The following is a 24,555-nucleotide window of genomic DNA, read 5'->3' as shown; positions in this document are numbered from 1 at the left end:
CCATGCGATGCGTTCACGTCCTGCCGGTTTCGTTGCTGGCCGTGCTGCTGACCGCGTGCGGCCAGCAACCGGCCGAACACCTGGCCGCGACCTTGGCCGCCGATGCCGTGCGGCTCAAGGCGCTACGCGCGCAATGCGCGGCCGACCGGCAGGCCGTGGGCGAAGACGCTTGCCGCGCCGCCGCCGACGCCTTCCGGCGGCGCTTCTTCGCCGGCCACACCGGGCCGGACGAATACGGCTCGCTGGCCGACCTGCCACCGATCCCGGCGAGCTTCGACACGCCCACCGATGACGCTGGTGATGCGCCGCTCGCCGCTACGGAGGACACGCCATGAATGACGTGACCATCATCGACAAGTTCCTCGATACATTCTCGCGCTACATCGACTCCGGTTTCGGACTGCTGCAAGGCGAGGTGGCGTTCCTGACGGCCACGCTCATCGTCATCGACATGACCATCGCGGGACTGTACTGGGCCATGAGCCATGCGACTGGCCAAGGCGAGGACGTGATCGCCAAACTGGTTCGCAAGGTGCTCTACGTCGGCGCCTTCGCCTACATCATCGGCAACTTCAACTGGCTGGCAAGCATCGTGTTCCGCTCGTTCGCCGGTTTGGGCATCACTGCCACCGGCTCGGCCATCACGATGGAGAACTTTCTTCAGCCGGGGCGACTGGCAAAGACCGGCATCGACGCGGGTGCGCCGATCTTGGAACAGATCGGCGACATGGCGGGCTTCCCCGAGGTGTTCGTGAACATCGACCCCATCGTGGTGATGTTCCTCGCCTGGCTGGTGGTGATCCTGTGCTTCTTCGTGCTCGCGGTACAGCTTTTCATCACGCTGATCGAGTTCAAGCTGACGACGCTGGCCGGCTTCGTCCTGATCCCGTTTGCGCTTTGGAACAAGACGAGCTTCCTGGCGGAAAAGGTACTCGGCAACGTGGTGTCGTCAGGCATCAAGGTCTTGGTGCTGGCCGTCATCGTCGGCATCGGATCGGGCCTGTTCACGGAGTTCCAGGTTCACCCCGACGAGCCATCCATCGACCACGCGCTGGTCGTGATGCTGGCCTCGCTCGCCTTGCTGGCGCTCGGCATCTTCGGCCCCGGCATCGCCACGGGCCTCGTGTCCGGTGCGCCGCAACTCGGCGCGGGCGCGATGGCCGGCGCGGCGGTTGGTGCTGTCGGCACGGGTGTTGCCATCGGCGCCGCCGCTACTGGCGTGGGCGGCGCGGTCATGGCTGGAGCGCGCATGGCCCCGGCCGCCGCCAAGCTGGCCGGCGCGGGTGCGCGTGCCGCGACCTCGGCGGCTGGTAGCGCCCGCTCGGCGTTCCAGGCCGGTTCCGCCGCTGCTGGCGGCGGGGCCAGGGGTGCAGCGGCTGGCCTAGGCAATGTCGCCAAGACGGGCGCACAGGCGGCGGGCCGCCGCGCCGCGTCTGGCGCTTCCGCTGCCGGGCAGAAGGTGGCCGATTCATTCCGCGCCGGCTGGAACGGCACAGGCGCTGGCGCTGCTGGCGCAGGCCAGGCCGCCGCTGGCGAAGCAGCAGACGGTGCTGCCGGCTCGCCCAAGCAGGAACAACCCGCCTGGGCCAAGCGGATGCACCGCCGCCAGCAAATCACCCATGCCGCGACCACCGCCGCCCACACGCTTCGCGGGGGCGACGGCGGCGGCTCCGGGCAAGGCCCGAGCCTGCGCGATTCCGATACCTGACCTTCAAGGAGAAACCCATGCGATTCAAGCGACCGCAGGTGCGCTATGCCGACACGCCGCAGCCTGCCACCCCATACCAATCCGCCGCCCAAGTTTGGGACGACCGTATCGGCTCGGCCCGCGTACAGGCGAAGAACTGGCGTCTCATGGCGTTCGGTTGTCTAGTGCTGGCACTGCTGATGGCCGGTGGCCTGGTGTGGCGCTCGGCGCAGTCCATCGTCACGCCCTATGTCATCGAGGTGGATGAAGCCGGCCAGGTGCGCGCCGTAGGCGAAGCCGCCACGCCGTACCGGCCAGGCGATGCGCAGATCGCACACCACTTGGCGCGCTTTGTGACGATGGTTCGCTCGCTGTCCGTCGATCCCATCGTCGTGCGGCAGAACTGGCTCGACGCCTACGACTACACGACCGACAAAGGCGCGGCCGCGCTCAACGATTACGCCCGCACCAATGACCCGTTCGCGCGCATCGGCAAGGAGTCGGTGACGGTGCAGATCACCAGTGTCGTCCGCGCAAGCGACACGTCATTCAACGTGCGCTGGACGGAACGCCGCTATGTCAACGGCGCGGCCGCCGGGCTGGAGCGGTGGACGGCCGTGGTGTCCATCGTCCTGCAAACCCCGCGCACCGAAGAACGCCTGCGCCGCAATCCCTTGGGCATCTACGTCAATGGCCTGGCGTGGAGCCGCGAACTGGATTCTTCCGAAGGAGCCAAGCCATGAACCTGCCTTTCCGCTTTTACGCTTTGCCGTCGATCCTGCTTGCCCTTGCGGGCTGCGCCTCGCAGGGCAAGCCGCCTCCGGTCATTTCGCTCGATGGGCCGGTGCAGGCGCAACCGCTGCCCGAGCCGCCCAAGCCGGTCGAAGTCGTGGCCGTCCCCGAGCCGCTGGCGCTGCCCGCGCAGTTGAAGCCGCTGCCGGAGGTCGATATGGCCCCGGCTGCGCCGGAGCCAGCCGACGAGAAGGTGCGCGTTTCGCGCGCCAACGCCGAGGCGCGCATCGCGCCGACCCGCGAGGGCTACGTCAATGCGATTCAGGTGTGGCCCTTCACGGACGGCGCGCTCTATCAGGTCTATGCCGCGCCGGGGCGCGTGACCGTGGTTTCCTTGCAGCCCGGCGAGGAACTGATGACGGTCGCCGCTGGCGATACCGTGCGCTGGATCGTGGGCGATACGTCCAGCGGCAGCGGCGAAGCGCTGCGCGTCAATGTGCTGGTCAAGCCCATCCGCTCGGGCCTGAAAACCAATCTGGTCATCACCACCAGCCGACGCACCTACCTGCTGGAACTGACCTCGACGGAAAAGGCGTGGATGGCCTCGGTGTCCTGGGACTATCCGAAAGACCGGATGCTGGCCTTGCAGCGCCAGTCGCAGGCGGCCAGCGCCGCCGCGCCGGTCGATACTGGCTTGTCGCTGGAGAAGATCCGTTTCCGCTACGCGGTCAGCGGTAGCAATCCGCCGTGGAAGCCGCTGCGCGCCTTCGACGACGGCGAGAAGGTCTATATCCAGTTCCCGCCCGGCATCGCGCAAGGCGAATTGCCGCCCTTATTCGTCATTGGTGCGCAGGGCGACGGGCAACTGGTGAACTACCGCTTCCGCTCGCCGTACTACATCGTGGATCGGCTGTTCGGCGCGGCTGAACTGCGCCTGGGCGGCGATGGCGGCGACGTGGTACGCATCGAGCGCACCGATGGCGTGGCGCGGAGGAACTGACCATGAGCCAGGACGACACTCCCGACCTCGCCACGCCGCAGGCGGCGGACAAGATCGCGCCCGAGGCGGTGGCGCTGCGCGCGCAGCCGCGCCCGGTCACGCGCCTGAACCGGCGCACCCTGGCCATCCTTGCCGGCGGCCTCGCGGTCGCCGTGCTCGGCGCGCTGATGTGGTCGCTGCAACCGCAGAGGCGCGGAGCCAGCGAGCAGGCCGAGCTTTACAACGTCGATCGCGTCTCGAAGTCGGAAGGGCTGGATGCGCTGCCGGCGGATTACTCGAAGCTGCCGCCCGCCGTTCCCGAATTGGGGCCGCCGCTGCCGGGCGATCTCGGCCCGGCCATCGTGAAGTCGCAGCAGCCGGTGACGGCCGCCTATGCGGCCCCCGGCCACGATCCGAACGACGCGCTGCGCAAGGAAGCCGAAGCGGCCGCGGCTTCGTCCGTGTTCTTCCGTTCGGGTGCGCAGGCGGCTGCGCCGGTCGCGCAGTCGCAGGTCGCCGCCGCGCCGGGCTTCGCCGCCAATGCGGCCTTCGACCCGATGGCCGCAGGGCCGGCTTCGACGGCGGCCCTGCCTGCCGACCCGACCGCCGTGCAGAACCGGCAAGACCAGAAAGAGGCTTTTCTGAAAGGTGGTTCTACGGAAACCCGCAATTCCGGCAACCTGACCCTGCCGGCTTCGCCGTACCAGGTCATGGCCGGAACGGTGATCGCAGGTGCCTTGGTAACCGGCATCAAGTCGGACTTGCCGGGCGACGTGATCGCCACGGTGACGGAGCCGGTCTATGACACGGCGACCGGGCGCTTCCTGCTGATCCCGCAGGGTTCGCGCATTTTGGGCCGCTACAACAGCCAGGTCAGCTACGGGCAGAGCCGGGTGCAGGTGGTGTGGAACCGGATCATCCTGCCGGACACGTCATCGCTCACGCTCGACAACCTGGCCGGCACCGACCCGGCCGGCTATGCCGGCCTGGAAGACGATGTGGATTGGCATTGGGATCGCATCTTTGCCGGCGCGGCGCTGACCACGCTGCTAGGCATCGGCGCCGAGCTGGCCGCGCCGGAGAACCGGCAGGACGGCGATCGCATCATCATCGCCGGGCGCGACAGCGCGCAGGACAGCATCAATCAGGTCGGCCAGGAGATGACCCGGCGCAACCTCAACATCCAGCCGACCTTGACCAGCCGGCCCGGCTTGCCGGTGCGGATCATCGTGGCGCGCGATCTGGTGTTGCGTGCCTATCAGCCGCTCTTTTTCAACAAGGGAACTTCACGATGAGCACGACCAGGAAATTGCGGCTTGGCCCTCTGCCTCGCCATGAAGTCATGAAGCTGACCTTCTCCTGCCCGGCCAGCCTGAAAGCCGACCTCGATGCCTACGCCGCGCTGCACGCGCAGGCGTATGGCGAAGCGGTTGATGCGGCCACGCTGATCCCGCACATGCTCGAAGCCTTTATGGCGGGGGATCGAGGATTCAGGAAGGGAAGTGTGGGCAAGGCCGCAGCCCCTAAGCCTGGTTGACGATGCAGACGCATCCGCCATACGCGCACGATGAAAGCGCAGCCCGAGGGCTGCGCTTTCGCTTTGAGAGGTGGTTTGTGACACGCTAGGGCTATGATGACGATGCGACCTTGCCCGCTGTGCCGCCCCTGGGTTTGCCGCCGCGAAGCGCCTATCCGGCACCTAGCTCGAAAAGAGACAAGCGTACGCGATGGCCGAAATCTGGCCTAACCTGTTGCCCCATAAGACCTTTCGCGCCGATGCATCCCTGCGCCAAAGACTTGACAGCGGACATTTTTTAGGATGTCGCGCTCCTCGGTCACGCGCCGCAACTCGGCCTTCAGCCGCCGGATCTCGTCGGCCCGGCTGTCGTGCTGGGCGCGCTGCTCCGCGGGAACCGAATAGCGCTTGATCCAGGTGTAAAGGCTGTAAGCGCTCACGCCGAGCCTCACGGACACCTCGGCAACCGGATGCCCCCGTTCGGTCACCTGCTTGACCGCTTCGATCTTGAACTCTTCGGTGAAGCGCCGTTGCGCCTTCTTCGTTTCCATCAACACCTCCATGACGCCTCATTGTGAGGCAAAAGGGTGTCTAGGAAACCCGGGGCGATTCAGTCGTCACTAAGATCGACGAAGTGTAGGGCTGCTTGAGTTCAACTTGCCGGACTTGTAACGACGAAAAAAATGCGCCTTGCCGATCTCCGTGCAAACAATGTATCCAGTGACGATGAGGAGCAACGTCGCGAGCAGTTGAGCTGACAGTGGCACGAAACTGAAGACCGATGCCAGGGGCTGGAGATAGGGCAGCGCAACGGCGAGTGCGCCAAAAACGACGGTTCCCCACAGCAGCAACGGCCCCGGTCCGCTGCGCCATGCGGGCAGTGCGGTGCGGAGCACGAGCAGCACCGCAAGTTCGGTCAGAAGCGAGACGACGAACCACGCCGTCTGGAAAGTCGGCTCATCCGTGTGGAAGAAATTCAGCAGCACCAGAAAGGTGAGCAGATCGAACGAACTGCTGATGAGTCCGAACACGATCATGAAGCGCCTCACCTCACCCACGTTCCACCGCTGCACATGGGTGATGTGGTCACGATCGACGCGATCAGTGGAAATCGCCATTGACGGCAGATCTGAAAGGAAATTGTTCAGCAGGATTTGCTTCGCTGCGAGCGGCAGGAAAGGCAGGAAAGGCGTGGCGAATGCCATGCTGACCATGTTGCCGAAATTCGCGCTCGTCGTGATGGAAATGTATTTGAGCGTGTTGGCGAAGGTGCGACGGCCATCTTCCACGCCGCTGCGGAGTACGTCGAGATCGCTGCGCAGCAGCACGACGTCCGCGCTGTCGCGCGCGACATCGGCTGCCCCCTCGACCGAAATGCCGACGTCGGCGGCATTCAGCGCGGCTGCATCGTTGATGCCGTCCCCCAGGTAACCGACGGCATGACCGGTACGCTGCAGTGCGCGCACGATGCGCTCCTTCTGTTGCGGGTCGACTTCGACGAACAGATCTGTGCGTTCCGCCAGATGCCAAAGTGCTTCGTCACTGAGCCGTGCGACCTGCTCGCCGGTCAGCAGGGCGGCAGGATCAAGACCAATACTGGCCGCGAGGTGGGCCGTGACGAAGCGGTTGTCGCCGCTGATGACCTTGGTACGGATGCCGAGTCGGGCGAGGTTGCCGATGACGCGACCGGCATCTGCCTTCGGCGGATCGGAGAACAGCAGGAAGCCGACGAGACACAGGTCGGTTTCGTCGTGGTGGGTGTAGCTCTCCCGCGCTTGTAACAATCGCGTGGCCACGGCCAGCACGCGGTAGCCCTCTTCACCGCTGCGGCGGAAATAGTCGGCCGTGCGTGCCCGCTGCGCATCGTCAAGCGGCTGTTCGCTGCCGTCGACGAGCACGCGGGAACAAATGTCGAGCACCTGCGTGTATGCACCTTTGGTGATCATGCGGTGTCGATCGGATGCGTCGTCATGCCGACTGACGACAATCGTCATCCGTTTGCGAATGAAGTCGTAGGGGATTTCGTCGATCTTCACGCACGCTGTAGTGCTCAAACCGCCACTCACACCGTTGGCGACGATCGCAGCATCCAGCGGATTCGGAATACCGGTTTCGAACGATGCGTTCAGCCATGCAAGCTGACGTACGAATGCGGAGTCGGAACCTGACGTGTCTACCGCAGCGACCAGGGTGATCACGCCTTCGGTCAGCGTGCCGGTTTTGTCGGTGCACAGCACGTCCATGCTGCCGAGGTTTTCGATCGCTTCCAGGCGGCGTACGATCACTCCTTGCGCGGCCAGCGCACGCGCACCATGTGACAGCGTGACGCTGACGATCGCTGGAAGCAACTCAGGCGAAATGCCGACTGCGAGCGCGACCGCGTACAGCAAAGACTCGATGACCGGCCGCCCGAGGGCTTGATTCACCATCAGGACGAAGACGACCATGATGATCATCATGCGCACCAGCAGGTAGCCGAACTGCCGAACGCCACGGGCGAATTCCGTTTCGGGCTGGCGGGCTTTGAGCCGCTCCGCGATTGCGCCGAACTCTGTCCCGCGTCCGGTTTTCACTATCAGAACGGTGGCTGACCCGCTCCGCACCGAGGTGCCCATGAATACCGAATTCAACCGCCCGGCCAGCGGAGTATCCGTCGGAACGATGCTGGCCCGTTTCTCGACCGGAAAGGATTCGCCGGTTAGGCTCGCTTCGGTGACGAGGAAATCGACCGCTTCGAGAACTACGCCGTCTGCGGGAACGAGGCTACCGGCGGCAAGCCGGATGACATCCCCGGGGACGACCTCGCTCGCCGGAATCGTGGTGATCCGCCCGTCGCGCAGCGCCTCCACGATCAGTGCAAGACGGCGCCGCAGCGCAGTGACGGCCACGGATGCGCGAAATTCCTGAACGAAGCCGAGCGCGGCGCTGCCCAGAATGATCGTGAGGATAATCACGGCGTCGATCCAGTCGCGCACCCACAGAGAGATGCCGGCGCCGAAGATCAGGATCAGCACGAGAGGGCTTTCGAACTGGCGCAGCATCAGGCGCAGTGCCGTCTGCTGGTCGCGATCCTCCACGGTGTTTGCGCCCACTCGGCGCAACCGCTGTGCGGCCTCAATGGCGGCGAGTCCGCCAGGCGCACTCTCCAGCCTGACCATCAGGGCTTCGACCGGGGCGCTCCAGTAGGCTGAATCCGACTCAACGTCCTGCATGTCCACCTCCTGCACGACCCGCAGATGTTCGAGGGCACGGCCTTTCCTGCCGCCGCAGAAGAACTATTCCGGGCAAGGCCCATGCCAGAACACCAAGCTCCAAGCGGCGGCGGCTGACCGTGATAGGTGCTTCGCCGCCCGCTGCCGACAAGGGTGTTCTCTCCGCTCAAGGCCCGGCGCTAAAGAGCCAGTCCCGGATAGAGCTTCGAGGCCACGGCCAGCAAAAACGGCAAACACCATCAACATCACACCAAGACTCGTAGTGTAGGCAAAGGTGCTGACACCGCCGACAATCATCGCCCCGCTCTGTGCATCCACCAAATAAGTCAGCGGATTGAACACGGCGATGGACTTCAGCCAAGATGGCATCAACTCCAGCGGGCAGATGGCATTCGACGCGAAGAACAGGGGCATCGTCAGCATCTGCCCGATTCCCATGAAGCGTTCCCGGGTCTTGACGATACAGGCGATGACCAGCGAGAAGGTCGCGAAGATGCAGGATTCCAGGAAGACCCGGCCGCGACGGCGAGGACGGACCAGGCTTCCCAGCGAATATCGACTTGAAGCGCGATCGCCACCAGATAGACGACCGCAGCCTGAACCAGCCCTTGCAACCCGGCCGCGATCGCCTTACCCAGCACCAGCGCGCTGTGGTGGGTCGGTGTGACTAGGAACTTGTGAACGATCCCCAGATCGCGCTCCCTCGTAGCCTACCGCTCATTATAAAGAGCGGCTTGTTCCAACTCGCGATCGTACTGCTCGATGCGGCTACCGTGTGGATTCTCATCTACTCACTCGGTGAGATGGCGTCCCCAGCGGGCGTGTTCGCGAGCTTTACTCTTTCCAGCCTGCTTCGCACCATCAGCATCGTACCGGGAGGTCTGAGTGTTTTCGAAGCCGCCTCAGTCGTGACGTTAAGGCTCGCTGGCGTTTCGCTCCCTGTGGCTCTGGCCGCAACACTATTGTTCCGGGGGCTCAGCGTCTGGCTGCCCATGGTGCCGGGTACCTTCTTCTCTCGTGGGGTAAGGCGACTGGCATATGCAGTAACCTGCGCGGGGCGGAAATCCCCCCGATGATTCCGATTTCCCCTGATGCAATCGTCGCAGAACGGTTCCTTGCCATATTGAGCAGCAACTCTGACAAGGGACACGACGAGGCTGCTAAGCGAGCGATCGTCACCTGTCTGGGTAGAGCCGACCCTCGACTGGCCGTTTCGAGGAAGGAACGGATGGCGGGAGATGGCCGGAAGCTTACATTCGGCTGGCACGAATCCCTGCCGTTCGTACTAAGCCTCGCCCGAGCTGCAGCTCCGTCCGACTCCTTCAGCCGAGCTCGACCGACTGCTGACGGTTAAAGTGCCAAAGTTCCGTCGCCAGCTACTCGGGTTGAGCGGTCAAAAGCTCGGAAATTTCTATCAGATTCCCGTCGGGGTCGCGCAGATAGACGGAAAGAATAGGACTCGTCGCCCCTGTACGTTTCACGGGGCCTTCGATGATGGGCCATCCGCACTCCTGAACTCTCGAGATGACCGCACTCAAGGGGATCGAGGAGATGAAACAAAGGTCCAACGCGCCCGGGGTCGGCAGGTTGGCTTTAGGTTCGAATTCTCTGCCCTTGAGGTGCAAATTGATTTTGTGATTTCCGAACTTGAATGCCTTCCGCTCAACAGGAGGTGTGCCGCCAATGAAGGTTTCGAGTGACATCCCCATCACGCGTGTATAGAAATCGACGCAAGCCGTTTCATCGGCCGTGGTAAGTACCAAATGGTCCAAGTGGCTAATCATGATGCAACCCTGTGTTGGGGGAGTGGATACGAGGAGCAGTTATGAGCTTCCTGTATCGGAGTTTGGCAGACATCGACACTGAAACCTGAGCAGTAAAGTGAGGGCCCGCTATGGCCGATCGGTGAAGACGTGCGGCGATTGGTGCGGCCCGCTTGGAATGAGGAAGTCCTCCGGCTTCAGCTTCGCCGGGAGTGTCAGGATTTCTGTGTGTGAGGCGTGAAGAGACTTTTCCACGCTGCCACCGCGGGCCCTGCTGAAGCCGCGGGGGCGATGCGGTAGGGGGAAGCCGGCGGTCATTCTAGCCTCGGCTCGCTTCAAACCGCTCGGCGTACAGGATGGCGAACTGGTTCATCGCCTGTTTCCAGTCCTTGGCCGCCCGTCCCCAGTCGGCGGTGATGTTGCGCAGGGCGAGCCAGATCAGCTTGGTCGCGGCCTCGTCGCTCGGGAAATGCCCCCGCGCCTTGATGATCTTGCGCAGCCGTGCGTTGATGCTCTCGATGGCATTGGTCGTGTAGATCACCCGGCGGATCGGGGGTGGAAAGGCGAAGAAGGGAATCACGCGATCCCAAGCCCGGCGCCAGGCGGCGGCCACCGGGGGAAACTTCTCGCCCCAGGGGCCTTGGGCGAACGCGTCGAGTTCGGCCAGTGCGGCTTCGGCATTGGGCGCGGTGTAAATCGGCCGGATCGCTGCCGCCAGCGCCTTGCGCTCTTTCCAACTCGCAAAGTCGAGGCTGTTACGGATCAAATGCACGATGCAAGTTTGCAGCGTCGTGGCCGGAAACACCGCCTCCAGCGCTTCGGACATGCCCTTCAAGCCGTCGGTGACCGCGATCAGGATGTCGGCCACGCCGCGCGTCCTGAGGTCATTGAAGACCTTCATCCAGAACTTGGCGCCCTCGGTGCTCTCGATCCATAGACCCAGAATGTCACGAGTGCCGTCGGGCAACACCCCGAGCGCCAGATAGATCGCCTTGTTGCGCACTACGGCGTCCTCGCGAATCTTCACTCGCAGAGCGTCGAAGAACACCACCGGGTACATCGGCTCCAACGGGCGCGACTGCCAGGCGGTGACCTCACCCATCACCGCCTCGGTGACCGAGCTGATGAACTCGGGCGAGACCTCGGTGCCGTACTGCTCGGCCAAGAAACCCTGGATCTCGCGGATCGTCATTCCGCGCGCGTACATGGCGACGATCTTGTCGTCGAAGCCGGTAAAGCGCCGCTCGTGCTTCGGAATGAGCACCGGCTCGAAACTGCCGGCGCGGTCGCGTGGCACGTCGATCCGCAACGGCCCGTCTTCGGTCAGCACCGTCTTGCCGGTGGCGCCGTTGCGGTGATTGCTGCTCTGGGCGGGCTTGTCAGCGCCGGGCGGGTAACCCATCAATACCTGCTATTGCATTTCGCGGAGCATGAATGTCCGCATCGGGTCGAACGTGGTCACTCCGAGCATCTCGGCCGGCCATCAGTTTCTGCCGATACCGAGTCATCGAGATGGCACATGCGAACGATGGCTGTCTGTGTCGGTGCAGTTTTTGCCCATGTCGGTCGCCCCACAGCGCCGTAGCTTGCTCGTCATGCTGATGAGGGGTATGGGACCGACTTCGCTAGGCCGTGACGGGCCCAACGGCTTCCTCGGATTGTCGAGCGCCCCGCGGGCGGGCATTACCGGCGGCCGACCATGACTGCCTCAAATTGGAAGGCGGCGACAGCGCATATCGGCAGCTGGGTGATCTTCCCCCGAGGCGATGAGCGAGGTCGATCAGCTCGGGGGCATCTGCATCACGCGGTAATGGCTTCCACGGCGCAAGCGAGCGTACCGGGCGTCGACAGGATGAGTTCAGGCTTGAACGCGCTTTGCCAGCCGCTGCTGATATCGAGTTGGCGAAATCTCGATCTGGACGGATCGAAACGGCATCCAGAGCGTTGCCTCCGTGTATCCCAAAAGCTACAATTGCCAGCATGAAGACGATTCTCACGACCGAAGTCTTCGACGCTTGGTTCGCCGATCTGCGAGATCCCCAGGCGGCGGCTCGCATCAAGATGCGAATCGGTCGGGCAGAACTGGGTAACTTCGGAGACTGCGAACCGGTGGGAGAGGGGGTTTCGGAGATGCGAATCCACTACGGACCGGGCTACCGACTGTATTTCACGCAGCGCGGCCTTGAGGTGGTGATCCTGCTCGCGGGTGGCGACAAATCCACCCAGGCCAAGGACATCAAGACCGCTTTGAAACTGGTACGGGAATTGTAGGAGAAGGCGATGGCACTCAACCTGCGCAAGTGGGACACTGCGGAGCATCTCAAGACTGAAGAGGAAATGGCGCTTTACCTTGAGGCTTGCCTGGAAGAAGCCGGGGACGACGGCGCCTTCATCGCCAAGGCGCTGGGCGACATTGCCCGGGCCAAAGGCATGACGCAACTGGCAAAGGAAACTGGCCTCGGGCGAGAGAGCCTGTACAAGGCGCTTTCCGGCGAGGGCAATCCGAGCTTTTCAACTATTCTCAAGGTGACGCATGCGTTGGGTCTGCAGCTTCACGCGGCGCCGCGCCACCCTCCGGGATGACCGGCCCCCGCCGTGCAAGAATCCCATGAGGATGGGTGAGTAGCAGCGAGCGTCTGCGCGGGGAAATCGTGTCACGCCGGGGGCGTGGAACGGTGATGGTAGCGTTTCAAGTCGGATGGAAGGCGGTATGAGACCGTTCGGAAGCACTGGCAGAAAGCGGAGAAAGCGGTGCTAAGCGGCGCCGAAAAGTGGCAAACGGAGTGGCAGCGGCCCTGAAACCCGCGCCAACACTGAGAATCATACGGCCTGCAAAGCCGTGTACATCGGTTCGATTCCGGTTCGCGCCTCCAAAAGAATCAAATACTTAAGCCCGCCGTCGCGGGCTTTTTTATTATTCCGGCATGAGTGGCAAAGCGCACGTGGCGCGCGGTACGACCTCGCGGTACGACCTTGTTGCCGGTGGGTTCGAGACGCGTCGCGGCAGTGTCAAGCATTCCGTCGAGACTTGGAACAGGCTCTCAGTACAGGCCGGTCAGATAATAGAAGGCGATGACCACGAACACCGCGGCGGTCTTGATGCAGGTAATGGTGAAGATGTCGCCGTAGGACTGACGGTGGGTGAGGCCGGTGACGGCCAGCAGGGTGATGACGGCGCCGTTGTGGGGCAAGGTGTCCATGCCGCCGCTGGCCATCGAGGCGACCCGGTGCAGGACTTCCAGCGGGATGCCGGCCGCGTTGGCCGCGGCGATGAACTCATCCGCCATGGCCGCCAGCGCGATGCTCATGCCGCCGGAGGCCGAGCCGGTAACGCCGGCAAGCGTGGTGACGGTGATCGCCTCGTTGATCAGCGGGTTGGGAATCGCCCTCAGTGCATCGGCGATGATCAGAAAGCCCGGCAGGCCGGCGATGATGGCGCCGAATCCGTATTCCGAGGCCGTGTTCATCGATGCCAGCAGCGACCCCGCCACCGCCGCCCTGGTACCTTCGGCGAACTTCGCGCTCACCGGTCTGAACGCGAACACCAGCACGGTGAGTATGCCCACCAGCAACGCGCCTTCCACCGCCCAGATGGCGGCGATCTTGGAGACGTCGGTGACGATTGGTTTGGTGGCGCCGGCCAGCGTCATTTCGTGCGTGGTGCCGTAAGCTTGTGGAATCCACTCGGTGAAGATCCGGTTCAGCACGCCCACCAGGACCAGGGGCAGGATCGCAATCAGCGGGTGGGGCAGCGCCTCGTCGGCAAACAACTCGGGCTCGTTGTGGTGACCCTCGCCATAGCCTTCGCCCCTCGCCGCAGCCTGTCTGCGCCGCCAGTTCAGATAGGCGAGGCCGGCCAGTAGGATGAAGATCGCGCCGATCACGCCGAGCCAGGGGGCAGCCCAGGTATTGGTATTGAAGAAGGTGGTCGGAATGATGTTCTGGATCTGAGGCGTTCCGGGCAGCGAGTCCATCGTGAAGGTGAACGCGCCGAGGGCGATGGTCCCCGGAATGAGCCGCTTCGGTATGCCGCCCTGCTTGAACATCTCGGCGGCGAAGGGATAGACGGCGAACACCACGACGAACAGCGACACTCCGCCGTAGGTGAGGATGGCGCAGACGAGCACGATGGAGAGCATCGCCCGCTCGCGCCCCACCAGCTTGATCACCGAGGAGACGATGGACTTGGAGAAGCCCGACAGCTCGATCACCTTGCCGAACACCGCGCCAAGCAGGAAGACCGGGAAGTAGAGTTTGACGAAGCCGACCATCTTGTCCATGAACAGGCTGGTGAACATGGGCGGCACCAGCGACGGATCGGTGAGGAGCACTGCGCCGAGGGCGGCGACCGGTGCGAAGAGGATCACACTGAAACCGCGGTACGCGACGAACATCAGGAACACCAGCGCCGCGACCACCACTATGAACTCGTATATCGGCAGGCCTCTTTCCGAGTGCGTTTCGAAGGGAAAGTCCGATCAGTAGCTTCCGCCGGTATCACCGCGGTACTCGATGCGCTCGTGTTCGAGATCCTTGATGAGGTGCTCGTCCTCGGCGACCACCTCCTCCAGCACGTCGCGCAAGGAAAGCATGCCGATCACGTTGCCCTGCTCCATCACCGGGAGATGGCGCACGCCCCTGTTGCGCATCACCGCCATGCAGTGCTCGCTCGAGGCGTCGGCGGACACGCAAACCGCTTCGTGGGTCATGATCTCGTGCGCGCAGGTGTCCTTCGCCGTCCGGCCCTGCAGTTGCACCTTCAAGGCGCAGTCGCGCTCGGTGATGATTCCGACCAGTTGCCCGTTGTCGATGACCAGCACGCCGCTGACGTTCCTGTCTGCCATGGCCCGCAACACTGCCATCACCGGCTCGTCCGGACCGACCGAAACCACTCCGAGCCCCGACTCCTGCACCAATTGCCCGGCCGTCTTCACGCTCTTCTCCATTGACCGTCTCCTTCATGCCGGGGGCACGGAAATCGTCTCAGGCTGCATTAAAGATGGCGATCGAGCGATCCGCAATTCCGGTGCAGCCCCGTCGGCGGCCGATGCGTTTCCGTGCAGCAGGTGGCCGACGCCGTTGCCGGGTTCGCCGCAGTCAGCCCGGAGGTGGTCCGGCGCGGGAGGGGTGTCACAAGCCCTTTTTGCCGCCCTTCAGCATCACCGGCAACATCTTGAATGCGCTTCGACGTGACCGCGTGCGGGCGCCCGCCGGGATCAGCACTGTCTGCCCCTCGCTCAGCCCGCAGCTCGAAGACCCGACTCGATTCCTTTGGGGGCGGGTCACGCCATGGAAGTCGTTCCGATTGGAAGTGCATCCATTGACGGCGATCGGCAGGAATGTTTCGATAGCCCATGGCCCAACCCGCATGTCCCGACGACCCTGACGATCCGCGACCCGCGCGCCCGGAGATCGAATTCCGCGACATTCCCTTCCAGGGGATCATCGAGCAGTCGTTGGCGGGCGTGTACCTGGTTTTCGACGAGCGGTTCCAGTATGTGAACTCGACCTTCGCCGAAATGTTCGGCTACACGCAGAAGGAGTTTGTCGGGACGTCGATCCGGGACCTCGTGCTCCCCGATTTCGTCGGGGAAGCGATGGAGAACTACCGTCTTCGCGTTTATGGGGGCGTGCCGTCGATTCGCTATATCACCCGGTGTCGGCACCGGGATGGCCATGTCGTGCATATCGACGTGCATGGCTCACTGGTCGACTATCGGGGGCAGCCAGCGCTGGCGGGAGTCGTGATCGACGTCACCGAGCGGGTCCGCCGCGACAAGGATCTCCAGCGCTCACGGCGGCGCTTGCGCGAACTGGCGTCGTATCTCAACAGTACGCGCGAGGAGTTGCGTAGTCAGCTCGCGCGCGAGTTGCACGACGTCCTCGGCGGAATGATCAGTTCCATCAAGCTCGATGTCTTTCGCATCCAGCGGAGGACTTCCGATCCTGCGCTGGCGGAGATCCGGGAGATTACGCAAGAACTCCTGCCGCTGATCCAGGACACGATCGATACTGTGCGACAGATTTCGGACGAGCTGCGACCGCGCATGCTGGATACGCTCGGGCTGGTTGCCACCATTCGCAGCGAGCTCGAAGCCTTCGGACGGCGCAACGAAATCCCGGTCGGGTTCACGGTGGAGGGCGGCGAGCCGGACTTGACCGTGGAGACGGCCACCCAATGCTTCCGGGTGCTGCAGGAGGCCTTGACGAATATCGGACGGCACGCGGAAGCGGAAACGGTCGAGGTGCAGGTAAGGAGCCGGGACGGACGCTTCGAGATGCAGGTTCGCGACGACGGGAAAGGCATCGATCGCCATTCGATGCGGGAAGGGTCGATCGGAATGTTAAGCATGACCGAACGCGCGCGTAGCATCGGTGGCTCTTTGTACGTACATGCGCGCGCCGGCGGGGGGACCGTCGTGCTCCTGGCCGTGCCGGGTCACATGGGGCAGCGGGGAAATGATCGAGCTGCTGATCGTTGATGACCACACGATCTTCCGCTCCGGCCTGAGGCGCATGCTCTCGGATGAGGCGGACATCCACGTCGCGGACGAGGCCAGCGACGGGGCGAGTGCGCTAGCGAAGATCCGTGCTGGCGAGTTCGACGTCGTGATCATGGACATCAACATGGCCGGGCGCAGCGGTCTCGACACCCTGGAGTCGATCCGCGTCGAGCGTCCGGACCTGCCGGTGATCATGCTGTCCATGTATCCGGAGGAGCAGTACGCGGTGCTCGCGTTGCGCGCGCGGGCGAACGCCTACCTTTCGAAGGACGTGGAGCCGCAGGAACTGCTGGCCGCGATTCGTCACGTGGTCGGGGGAGGGCGCTATGTGTCGCCGCGCAGTGCCGCGAATCTCCTGATGCAGATGGATCGGACGCGCGAGGGCGCGCCCCATGAGAAGCTCACCGCCCGCGAGATGCAGGTGATGATGAAAATCGTGCGCGGGATGTCGCTGACCGACGTGGGCGTGCAGATGTGCCTGTCGGTCAAGACCGTGAGCACCTACCGCAACCGCATCCTCGAGAAGCTCGCGCTCACGAGCAACGCGGAGTTGGTGCAATACGCGATGCGCAACGGGCTGCTGGACTGAGTTTTGCGATCCGCTGCCGGCTGGCTCATTCCGCTGTTGCGCCCGGGCCTGAGGTGGCACGTTCCGCGCTTCATGGCGCTGCTTTGGCTGCTGCCGACATTGCACGCGGCAGGCGCCAGCGCGGCCACCGTGATCGGAGGCCCGATGGCCGGACCCGCGACGGCCACGGGTATCGGCGTGTGGCTGATGACCGGCGCCGCTGCCGAGGTGCAGCTCGAATACTGGCCGCACGGACGGCCCGAAGCGGCGCAGCGTAGCGTGCCGGTGGCAGCGAGTCCGTTGCGCGGCCATACCGTGCGCATCGACCTCGACGGTCTGCTGGCCGACACCCGCTATGCCTACCGAGTGCTGCTCGACGGGGCCGCCGTCGAGCTAAGCGAGTTGACCGTGTTCACCACCGCGCCCGCGGATCCCGCGGCGCCTCGCGAGCTGGTCATCGCCACCGGCTCGTGCAACTACGTCCCCGACCCCCCTTACGAGGTCACGGCGGATTCCTTCGGAGCCGGCTTCGAGATCCTCGATACGGTCGCTGCACGGCGGCCCGATGTGATGCTGTGGCTCGGGGACAGCATCTACTACCGCGACGATGACTTCGCGATCGAGGACCAGGCAGCCGCCCGCATGGACGAGCGCTGGGCGGCCACCCGCAGCTTCGCGCCCTTGCAGCACCTGTTGCGCGCCGGGCAGCATGTGGCTATCTGGGACGACCACGACTACGGCCCGAACAACTCGAACCGCGACTTCGTACACAAGGCGACGGCGCTCGAGCTGTTCCGGAACTACTGGGCGAACCCGGGCTACGGACTGCCCGGCTTGGCCGGGATCTTCACCCGAGTGCCACTCGGCGATGTCGAACTGTTCCTGCTCGACGACCGTTATCACCGCGACGACGATGGCGCCGAGGATCCGGAGCGGACGATGCTCGGCTTGGCGCAGCTCGAGTGGCTCAAGGGGGCGCTGCGCGATTCGCGCGCCACCTTCAAGCTGGTTGCCAACGGCAGCCGCATGCTCAGCGACCGGCCGTCGCCCGAGACGCGTGGCGGCGAGGGCTGGCACAACTTTCCGCGCGAACGTCAGGCCTTTCTCGACTGGCTTGCAGCGGAGCGCATCGACGGCGTGTTCTTCCTCTCGGGCGACATCCACTACACGCACCTGACCGAGCGCGAACGCCCCGGCACTTATCCGCTCACCGAACTGACTTGTTCGCCGCTGACCGCACGCGTGCATCCGCGACCGTTTCCGGTGCGCGAGGTGCCCGGGACTCTGGTTACGCAGCGCAACTTCTGCACGCTGGAATTCTCGGGGTCGGCCCGCGAGCGTTTGATGCGTGTCGCTGCGTGGAATGCCAACGGCGTGCGCCTGTGGGAAGCAGAATTCCCCGCCGCGCGCCTGCGAACCCCGAAAGCGCGTCCTGCTCGTTAGCGAAATCGAGGTCCGGCGCGCGGCGCGCACGAAGAGACGGGCGCTTACTCATCTGCCCCCCGCTCGCGATAGGGCGAAAATCTTCTGCGGCTTGCCCACGCCCTGACGCCGCCGTAGCCCTGCAGCGACTTCCAGAATGTCCCGGTGCATCGACATCGCCCTTTCGGTGCGGTCGGGCTGACGTGATCCAAGAGATCCCTTAATTTGTTGATTCTCTTGTATCGCAATCACTTGCAGATCGCCGTGGCGTGCTCATCGCATAAGGCTCTTGCCGCCTACCGTAGTTCCGCCGCGAGCAATCAGAAAATTCCTACAAGAGGTCGGGAACATGCCGACAGTCCGGCCCGGGCTGCTGCCATAGGATTCGTTCCAACGCGCGATTGTCATGAGTCGCGGCAACCAAATGCAGCGCGAAGAAACGTATCACGTTGCAAGACGGATGAACGAACCCCGAGAGAGGAGGAACAGCATGTACGCCCAGATGGTGGACACAGGAATGAAGCGGGTGCAGGGGCTCGACGAGATGTCGGCCGAGGAGCGCGCATTTCAGGAAAAGATCGACGCGGGCATCAAGATCGAGGCGAAGGACTGGATGCCGGAAGGCTACCGCCGCACCCTGATTCGCCAGATCTCGCAGCACGCGCACTCCGAAATCGTCGGCCAGCTGCCCGAAGGCAACTGGGTGACGCGCGCGCCGACGCTGAAGCGCAAGGCAATCCTGCTGGCCAAGATCCAGGACGAGGCGGGTCACGGGCTCTACCTCTACAGCGCCGCCGAGACGCTCGGCGTGACGCGCGACCAGGTCTATGCGGACCTGCTGTCGGGCAAGGTCAAATATTCCAGCATCTTCAACTACCCGACGACGAACTGGGCCGACATCGGCACGGTCGGGTGGCTGGTGGACGGCGCGGCGATCATGAACCAGATCCCGCTCTGCCGCTGCTCCTATGGCCCGTACTCGCGGGCGATGGTGCGCGTGTGCAAGGAGGAATCCTTCCACCAGCGCCAGGGCTACGACCTCGTGATGTCGATGGCCAAGGGCACGCCCGAACAGAAGGCGATGGCGCAGGACGCGTTGAACCGCTGGTGGTGGCCGGCGCTGATGATGTTCGGGCCCCCGGACGGCGAGTCCGTGCATAGCGCGCAGTCGATGCAGTGGAAGATCAAGATCCTGTCGAACGACGAGCTGCGCCAGAAGTTCGTCGACCAGACCGTGCCGCAGGCCGAATACCTGGGCCTGACGATCCCCGATCCCGAGCTGAAGTGGAACGAGGACACCGGCCACTACGACTTCGGTGAGATCGACTGGGAGGAATTCCGCCAGGTCGTCGCCGGCAACGGCCCCTGCAACCGCGACCGCCTGCGCACCCGCGTGAAGGCTTGGGACGATGGCAAGTGGTTCCGCGACGCGCTGCTCGCGCACGCCGAGAAGAAATCCGAAAGACAAGTCGCGACCGCGAAGGCCGCCTGACGACAACACAGCCACCGGATACCCCCGTTCGCCCTGAGCTCGTCGAAGGGCAGGCAGGGCTTCGACAGGCTTAGCCCGAACGGGTTTGTTTGGTCGCTGAAGTGATAACGAGATTGAGAGGAGAAGAGAAATGAAGGAATGGCCCCTTTGGGAAGTGTTCATCCGCAGCCAGCACGGCCTCGCCCACAAGCACGTCGGCAGCCTGCACGCACCGGACGCGGAGATGGCGATCAACAACGCCCGCGACGTCTACACGCGCCGCAATGAAGGCCTGTCGATCTGGGTGGTGCCCGCCGCTGAAATGACCGCGAGCAGCCCGGCTGACAAGGAAGCGCTGTTCGAGCCCGCGAACAACAAGATCTACCGCCACCCGACCTTCTTCCCGGTGCCGGAAGAAGTGAAGCACATGTGATCGGCGGGACGGAAACAGACATGCTGCTCGATGACAAGTCCGTTTATCTGATGCGCCTCGGCGACAACGCGCTGGTGCTGTCGCAGCGCCTGTCCGAATGGTGCGGCAAGGGCCCGGCGTTCGAGGAGGACATGGCGCTGACCAACACCGCGCTCGACCTGATCGGCCAGGCGCGGATGTGGCTGTCCTACGCCGGCGAGGTGGAAGGGCGCGGCCGCGACGAGGACGCGCTGGCCTTCCGCCGTGATTCGCACGAGTTCACCAACCTGCTGCTGGTCGAGCAGCCGAACGGCGACTACGCCCACACGCTGGTGCGCCAGTTCTTCTTCGACGTGTGGCACCAGCTGGTGCTGGACGCGCTGATGCGCTCGTCCGACGACCGCATCGCCGACATCGCGGCGAAGGCGATCAAGGAAGTGGCCTACCACCTGCGCCGCAGCAGCGACCTGGTTGTGCGCCTGGGCGACGGCAGCGCCGAAAGCCGCCGCCGCATGCAGGACGCGGTGGATGAGCTGTGGATGTACACCGGCGAGATGTTCAACGCCGACGAGACCGAGGAGCTGCTCGGCGCGCAGGGCCTGGCGTGCGATCCCTCGACGCTGAAGGACGCGTGGCTCGCGATGGTGAGCGAAGTCTTCGCCGAGGCGACGCTGACGCTGCCGGAAGGCGAATGGATGCAGAAGGGCGGCAAGCAGGGGCGGCACGGGGAACACCTGGGCCTGCTGCTGGCCGAGATGCAGTTCCTGCAGCGCGCCTATCCCGGCGCGACGTGGTGACAACGTGGTAAGTGAGGCAGCGATGGGCGACTTGCGCGAACGCAGCGAGAGAGTTTGGGGCTGGCTGGCCGACGTGCCTGATCCTGAAATTCCGGTCATTTCCATCGTCGATCTGGGGATCGTGAGGGAGGTGAACTGGCACGACGAGCCGGCCGGGGCGGTGTGCGAGGTGGTGATCACGCCGACCTATTCGGGATGCCCGGCGACCGAGGTGATCGGCCGCTCCATCGAGGAGGCGCTGCGTGAGCGGGGCGTGGAGCGTGTGCGGCTGGAAAGCCGGATCGCGCCCGCTTGGACGACGGACTGGCTGACCAGCGAGGGACGCCGGAAGTTGAGCGAATACGGGATCGCTCCTCCTGCCCGACGTGCCGATGGCCGCCAGGTGATCGACATCAGCGGGCTGCGTCGGCGCACCGTCGACGATGCGCCCGCGGCATGTCCGCACTGCGGCTCGACGCATACCGAGCCGATCAGCCGTCATGGTTCGACCCCGTGCAAGGCGCTTCATCGTTGCCTCGACTGCCGCGAGCCGTTCGACTACTTCAAGTGCCACTGAGAAAGGCACTCCGAGAGGAGCAAGAGACATGAGCAAGTTCCACGATATCCGGGTCGCCAGCGTGCGCCCCGAAACGCGCGACGCGATCGTCGTCAGCTTCGACGTGCCGCCTTCCCTTGCGGAGTCGTTCCACTACACCCCGGGCCAGCACCTGACCCTGCGCACCGAGATCGGTGGCGAGGACGTGCGCCGCTCGTATTCGATCTGTTCGGGCACCGGCGAGCGCGAACTGCGCGTGGCGATCAAGCGCGTGCATGGCGGCCTGTTCTCGAACTGGGCGAACGACTTCCTGAAGCCGGGCGTGAGCGTGCAGGTGATGCCGCCTTCCGGCCACTTCGGCATCGCGTCCGATGCGCACGTCGCGCGACGCTACGTCTGCTTCGCAGCGGGTAGCGGCATCACGCCGATCCTGTCGCTGGTGAAGACGCTGCTCGCCGGCGAGCCTGGCAGCCGCTTCACGCTCGTGTATGGCAATCGTTCGTCGTCGAGCGTCATGTTCCGCGAAGAACTCGCCGACCTGAAGGACCAGTACGGCGAGCGCCTGAACCTGGTGCACGTGCTGTCCCGCGAGCAGCAGGACATCGACCTCTTCAACGGCCGCATCGACCGTGAGCGCTGCGACGCGCTGCTGGCGCGGTGGATCGATCCGAAGCGCATCGACATGGCTTTCATCTGCGGACCGATGGACATGATGGAAGCGGTGTCCGCGTCGCTGCAGGCGCACGGCATCGAGAAGCCGGCGATCAAAATGGAGCTTTTCGCGACCAGCCTGCCGAAGGGCCCGCGCCCCGCGCATTCGCATCCGGTGAAGGGCACCGAGGACTGCGAGGTCACCGTGATCCAGGACGGCCGTGTGCGTCAATTCACGATGCCGAAGAACCGTGACTCCGTGCTCGACGCCGGCCTCGCGCAGGGCATCGAGATGCCGTACTCGTGCAAGGGCGGCGTGTGCTCGACCTGCCGCTGCAAGGTGATCGACGGCGAGGTGGACCACGACACCAACTTCGCGCTCGAAGACTACGAGATCGCGCGCGGCTTCCGTCTGTCGTGCCAGAGCTATCCGGTCACGGACAAACTGGTGCTGGATTTCGACCAGGAAACCTGAGCCACCGCCTGACGCACCGCCGGCAGCGATCCGAAAGAGATCGCGCCGGCTCCAATGCCCCCTATAGAGAGATCGAAATGACCCACCCCATGTTTGCTCGCCATCAGGCGATGCTCGACCGCGCCGTCCAGGCCGTCGCCGACCGCGGCTACTGGAGCCCGTTCTCCGAGATGCCCAGTCCCAAGGTGTATGGCGAGAACGCGATGGCCGAAGGCCGCGCCGCTTTCGACGCCTATTGCGGCACCGACTTCCAGCTCGATCAGCCCGGCTGCACCGGCACCGCCGGCGCCGAGCGCTCGCCCTACGGCGTGCCGATGAACATCCGTTACCCGCGCTGCAGCGGCGAGGCGCTGATCGAGGCCTCGCAGGCCGCGCGCGGATCGCTGCAGGCCCTCGGCGCCGAAGGTCGCATCGGCGCGCTGCTCGAAGCGCTGGTGCGCCTGAACAAGCGCAGCTTCGAAATCGCTCACGCCGTGATGTTCACGACCGGCCAGGGCTGGATGATGGCCTTCCAGGCCGGCGCCGCCCATGCCCAGGACCGCGCGCTGGAAGCCGTCGCCTACGCCTGGCGCGAGATGTCCGTCATTCCCGCGGAGACCGTCTGGGAAAAGCCGCAGGGCAAGAACCCGGCGCTGGTCATGAAGAAGCGCTACGAGATCGTCGGCCGCGGCACGGCCCTGGTGATCGGCTGCGGCACCTTCCCGACCTGGAACACCTATCCGGGCCTCTTCGCGGCACTCGCCACCGGCAATCCGGTCATCGTGAAGCCGCACCGCAACGCGATCCTGCCCGCAGCGATCACCGTGCGCGTGCTGCGCGAAGTGCTCGTCGAAGCCGGCGCGGATCCCAACGCCGTGCTGCTCGCGGTCGATGATTCGCGCGAACTGACGCGCTTCCTCGCGACGCACAAGGCCGTGAAGTCGATCGACTTCACCGGCAGCAACAGCTTCGGCAACTGGCTGATCGAGAACTGCCGCCAGGCGCAGGTGTATGCCGAGCTCGCCGGCGTGAACAACGTCGTCATCGAATCGACAGACGACTACAAGGGCATGCTGCGGAACCTCGCCTTCACCCTGTCGCTGTACTCGGGCCAGATGTGCACGACGACGCAGGCGATCCTCGTGCCGGCGAACGGCATCGACACCGACCAGGGCCACAAGAGCTTCGACGAGGTTGCGGCCGATCTGGGGCGTTCGATCGACAAGCTGCTGGGCGATCCGGCGGTCGCCGCCGCTGTGCTGGGCTGCATCCAGTCGTCCGACACGCTGGGCCGCCTCGACGAAGCCTCGCGCTGGGGCGAAGTCGTGCTGGCGTCGAAGCCGGTCGCGCACCCCGAATACGCCGAAGCGACGGTGCGCACGCCGGTGCTGCTGAAGAGCGACGCTGCCGACGAGGCCGCCTACATGGAAGAGCGTTTCGGCCCGATCGCCTTCGTCGTGCGCACCGCCGACGCGGCGGCAGCCCTCGCGCTGTCGGAGCGCATCACGACGGAGCACGGCGCCCTCACGGTCGGCGCCTACAGCAGCAAACCCGAGTTCGTGCAGCAGGTGACCGCCGCGACCCAGCGAGCCGGCGTTGCGCTGTCGTTGAACCTGACCGGCGCCGTCTATGTGAACCAGTCGGCGGCGTTCTCGGATTACCACGGCACGGGCGCGAACCCGTCGGCCAACGCGAGCTACTCGGACAGCGCCTTCGTCGCGAACCGCTTCCGGGTGATCCAGCATCGGTTTGCGGTCTGAGCGGCGGGAACGCCCGCCCGAGACCGTTCGGGCTGAGCCTGTCGAAGCCCTGGCAGCGCCCTTCGACAGGCTCAGGGCGAACGGCTGCGCTCG

Annotated in this window: 23 protein-coding genes, 1 tRNA gene and 2 pseudogenes; 19 read left to right on the top strand and 7 right to left on the bottom strand. The window is 64.5% G+C overall.

The window, feature by feature from the left end:
* The first annotated feature begins 2 nt into the window (after positions 1–2).
* From ROZ37_RS13475 to ROZ37_RS13450, 6 genes are read left to right on the top strand one after another with little or no spacing between them, the layout of a single operon-like run.
* Positions 3–335: a hypothetical protein gene (locus ROZ37_RS13475; protein WP_023110637.1), complete on the top strand. Its 333-nt coding sequence runs from the start codon at positions 3–5 to the stop codon at positions 333–335.
* Entirely contained in the window at positions 332–1,708 is a 1,377-nt protein-coding gene (gene trbL / locus ROZ37_RS13470; protein WP_023110636.1) for a P-type conjugative transfer protein TrbL, read from the top strand. Before ROZ37_RS13475 ends, trbL begins: the two co-directional genes overlap by 4 nt.
* A gap of 17 nt (positions 1,709–1,725) precedes the next feature.
* Complete coding sequence (trbF, locus tag ROZ37_RS13465; RefSeq protein WP_023110635.1) at positions 1,726–2,430, top strand: conjugal transfer protein TrbF; 705 nt, start codon at positions 1,726–1,728, stop codon at positions 2,428–2,430.
* Positions 2,427–3,419, top strand: a complete 993-nt coding sequence (gene trbG / locus ROZ37_RS13460) for a P-type conjugative transfer protein TrbG (RefSeq protein WP_023110634.1) — start codon at positions 2,427–2,429, stop codon at positions 3,417–3,419. The genes trbF and trbG overlap by 4 nt, the downstream gene beginning before the upstream one ends.
* 2 nt (positions 3,420–3,421) lie before the next feature.
* Positions 3,422–4,693: a TrbI/VirB10 family protein gene (locus ROZ37_RS13455; RefSeq protein ID WP_023110633.1), complete on the top strand. Its 1,272-nt coding sequence runs from the start codon at positions 3,422–3,424 to the stop codon at positions 4,691–4,693.
* Entirely contained in the window at positions 4,690–4,935 is a 246-nt protein-coding gene (locus ROZ37_RS13450; protein ID WP_023110632.1) for a DUF2274 domain-containing protein, read from the top strand. The genes ROZ37_RS13455 and ROZ37_RS13450 overlap by 4 nt, the downstream gene beginning before the upstream one ends.
* A 266-nt stretch (positions 4,936–5,201) precedes the next feature.
* Here ROZ37_RS13450 and ROZ37_RS13445 read toward each other — a convergent pair.
* From ROZ37_RS13445 to ROZ37_RS13435, 3 genes and pseudogenes are all read right to left on the bottom strand, one after another.
* A pseudogene (locus ROZ37_RS13445) lies at positions 5,202–5,465 on the bottom strand (transposase); the annotation flags it as partial.
* Between the two features lie 69 nt (positions 5,466–5,534).
* Positions 5,535–8,126 (bottom strand): magnesium-translocating P-type ATPase, encoded by a 2,592-nt coding sequence (gene mgtA / locus ROZ37_RS13440; protein WP_312660040.1) that lies wholly within the window; start codon positions 8,124–8,126, stop codon positions 5,535–5,537.
* Positions 8,127–8,189: 63 nt separating this feature from the next.
* Positions 8,190–8,588: an ABC transporter permease gene (locus tag ROZ37_RS13435; protein ID WP_312660058.1), complete on the bottom strand. Its 399-nt coding sequence runs from the start codon at positions 8,586–8,588 to the stop codon at positions 8,190–8,192.
* Between the two features lie 215 nt (positions 8,589–8,803).
* On the opposite strand from ROZ37_RS13435, the gene ROZ37_RS22110 reads away from it, so the two are divergent.
* Entirely contained in the window at positions 8,804–9,202 is a 399-nt protein-coding gene (locus ROZ37_RS22110; protein WP_409449962.1) for a YbhN family protein, read from the top strand.
* Positions 9,203–9,502: 300 nt separating this feature from the next.
* Here ROZ37_RS22110 and ROZ37_RS13430 read toward each other — a convergent pair whose 3' ends face one another.
* Entirely contained in the window at positions 9,503–9,910 is a 408-nt protein-coding gene (locus tag ROZ37_RS13430; RefSeq protein WP_312660037.1) for a VOC family protein, read from the bottom strand.
* A gap of 298 nt (positions 9,911–10,208) precedes the next feature.
* Positions 10,209–11,291: pseudogene (locus ROZ37_RS13425) on the bottom strand (IS256 family transposase); the annotation flags it as partial.
* Between the two features lie 578 nt (positions 11,292–11,869).
* Between ROZ37_RS13425 and ROZ37_RS13420 the strand changes: the two are divergent.
* From ROZ37_RS13420 to ROZ37_RS13410, 3 genes are all read left to right on the top strand, one after another.
* Complete coding sequence (locus tag ROZ37_RS13420; RefSeq protein WP_312660035.1) at positions 11,870–12,160, top strand: type II toxin-antitoxin system RelE/ParE family toxin; 291 nt, start codon at positions 11,870–11,872, stop codon at positions 12,158–12,160.
* Positions 12,161–12,169: 9 nt separating this feature from the next.
* Positions 12,170–12,472 carry an addiction module antidote protein gene (locus ROZ37_RS13415; RefSeq protein ID WP_312660034.1) on the top strand — a complete coding sequence of 101 codons (303 nt, stop codon included), beginning with the start codon at positions 12,170–12,172 and terminating at the stop codon, positions 12,470–12,472.
* Positions 12,473–12,649: 177 nt separating this feature from the next.
* Positions 12,650–12,762 (top strand) — tRNA-OTHER (locus ROZ37_RS13410).
* A 168-nt stretch (positions 12,763–12,930) separates the two neighbouring features.
* On the opposite strand, the gene ROZ37_RS13405 is transcribed toward ROZ37_RS13410, so the two are convergent.
* On the bottom strand, positions 12,931–14,307 hold the full coding sequence (locus ROZ37_RS13405) for a GntP family permease (protein WP_312660032.1): 1,377 nt from the start codon (positions 14,305–14,307) through the stop codon (positions 12,931–12,933).
* A gap of 60 nt (positions 14,308–14,367) precedes the next feature.
* On the bottom strand, positions 14,368–14,835 hold the full coding sequence (locus ROZ37_RS13400) for a CBS domain-containing protein (RefSeq protein WP_312660030.1): 468 nt from the start codon (positions 14,833–14,835) through the stop codon (positions 14,368–14,370).
* Between the two features lie 408 nt (positions 14,836–15,243).
* Between ROZ37_RS13400 and ROZ37_RS13395 the strand changes: the two genes are divergently transcribed.
* The 9 genes from ROZ37_RS13395 (at position 15,244) to paaN (ending at position 24,462) form a co-directional block, all read left to right on the top strand.
* Entirely contained in the window at positions 15,244–16,371 is a 1,128-nt protein-coding gene (locus tag ROZ37_RS13395; protein WP_312660029.1) for a PAS domain-containing sensor histidine kinase, read from the top strand.
* Positions 16,349–16,981, top strand: a complete 633-nt coding sequence (locus ROZ37_RS13390; protein WP_312660028.1) for a response regulator transcription factor — start codon at positions 16,349–16,351, stop codon at positions 16,979–16,981. Before ROZ37_RS13395 ends, ROZ37_RS13390 begins: the two co-directional genes overlap by 23 nt.
* Positions 16,982–17,125: 144 nt before the next feature.
* A complete protein-coding gene (locus ROZ37_RS13385) occupies positions 17,126–18,403 on the top strand; it encodes an alkaline phosphatase D family protein (RefSeq protein ID WP_312660027.1) in 1,278 nt (425 codons plus the stop codon).
* 469 nt (positions 18,404–18,872) lie between these two features.
* Positions 18,873–19,874: a 1,2-phenylacetyl-CoA epoxidase subunit PaaA gene (gene paaA, locus ROZ37_RS13380; protein ID WP_312660026.1), complete on the top strand. Its 1,002-nt coding sequence runs from the start codon at positions 18,873–18,875 to the stop codon at positions 19,872–19,874.
* A 130-nt stretch (positions 19,875–20,004) separates the two neighbouring features.
* Positions 20,005–20,286: a 1,2-phenylacetyl-CoA epoxidase subunit PaaB gene (gene paaB / locus ROZ37_RS13375; RefSeq protein WP_312660025.1), complete on the top strand. Its 282-nt coding sequence runs from the start codon at positions 20,005–20,007 to the stop codon at positions 20,284–20,286.
* Between the two features lie 20 nt (positions 20,287–20,306).
* Positions 20,307–21,062 (top strand): 1,2-phenylacetyl-CoA epoxidase subunit PaaC, encoded by a 756-nt coding sequence (gene paaC, locus ROZ37_RS13370; protein WP_312660023.1) that lies wholly within the window; start codon positions 20,307–20,309, stop codon positions 21,060–21,062.
* Positions 21,063–21,084: 22 nt separating this feature from the next.
* A complete protein-coding gene (gene paaD / locus ROZ37_RS13365; protein WP_312660022.1) occupies positions 21,085–21,618 on the top strand; it encodes a 1,2-phenylacetyl-CoA epoxidase subunit PaaD in 534 nt (177 codons plus the stop codon).
* A 28-nt stretch (positions 21,619–21,646) separates the two neighbouring features.
* The gene (gene paaE, locus ROZ37_RS13360) at positions 21,647–22,723 is read left to right on the top strand and encodes a 1,2-phenylacetyl-CoA epoxidase subunit PaaE (protein ID WP_312660019.1); all 1,077 of its coding nucleotides are present in this window, start codon (positions 21,647–21,649) and stop codon (positions 22,721–22,723) included.
* A gap of 77 nt (positions 22,724–22,800) precedes the next feature.
* The gene (gene paaN / locus ROZ37_RS13355) at positions 22,801–24,462 is read left to right on the top strand and encodes a phenylacetic acid degradation protein PaaN (RefSeq protein WP_312660018.1); all 1,662 of its coding nucleotides are present in this window, start codon (positions 22,801–22,803) and stop codon (positions 24,460–24,462) included.
* Positions 24,463–24,555 lie beyond the last annotated feature (93 nt).

It is taken from the genome of Aromatoleum sp. (assembly GCF_032027225.1).
GTDB lineage: Bacteria > Pseudomonadota > Gammaproteobacteria > Burkholderiales > Rhodocyclaceae > Aromatoleum.
Note: the sequence above shows the minus strand (reverse complement) of the source record. Positions and strands in the feature narration are given on the sequence as shown.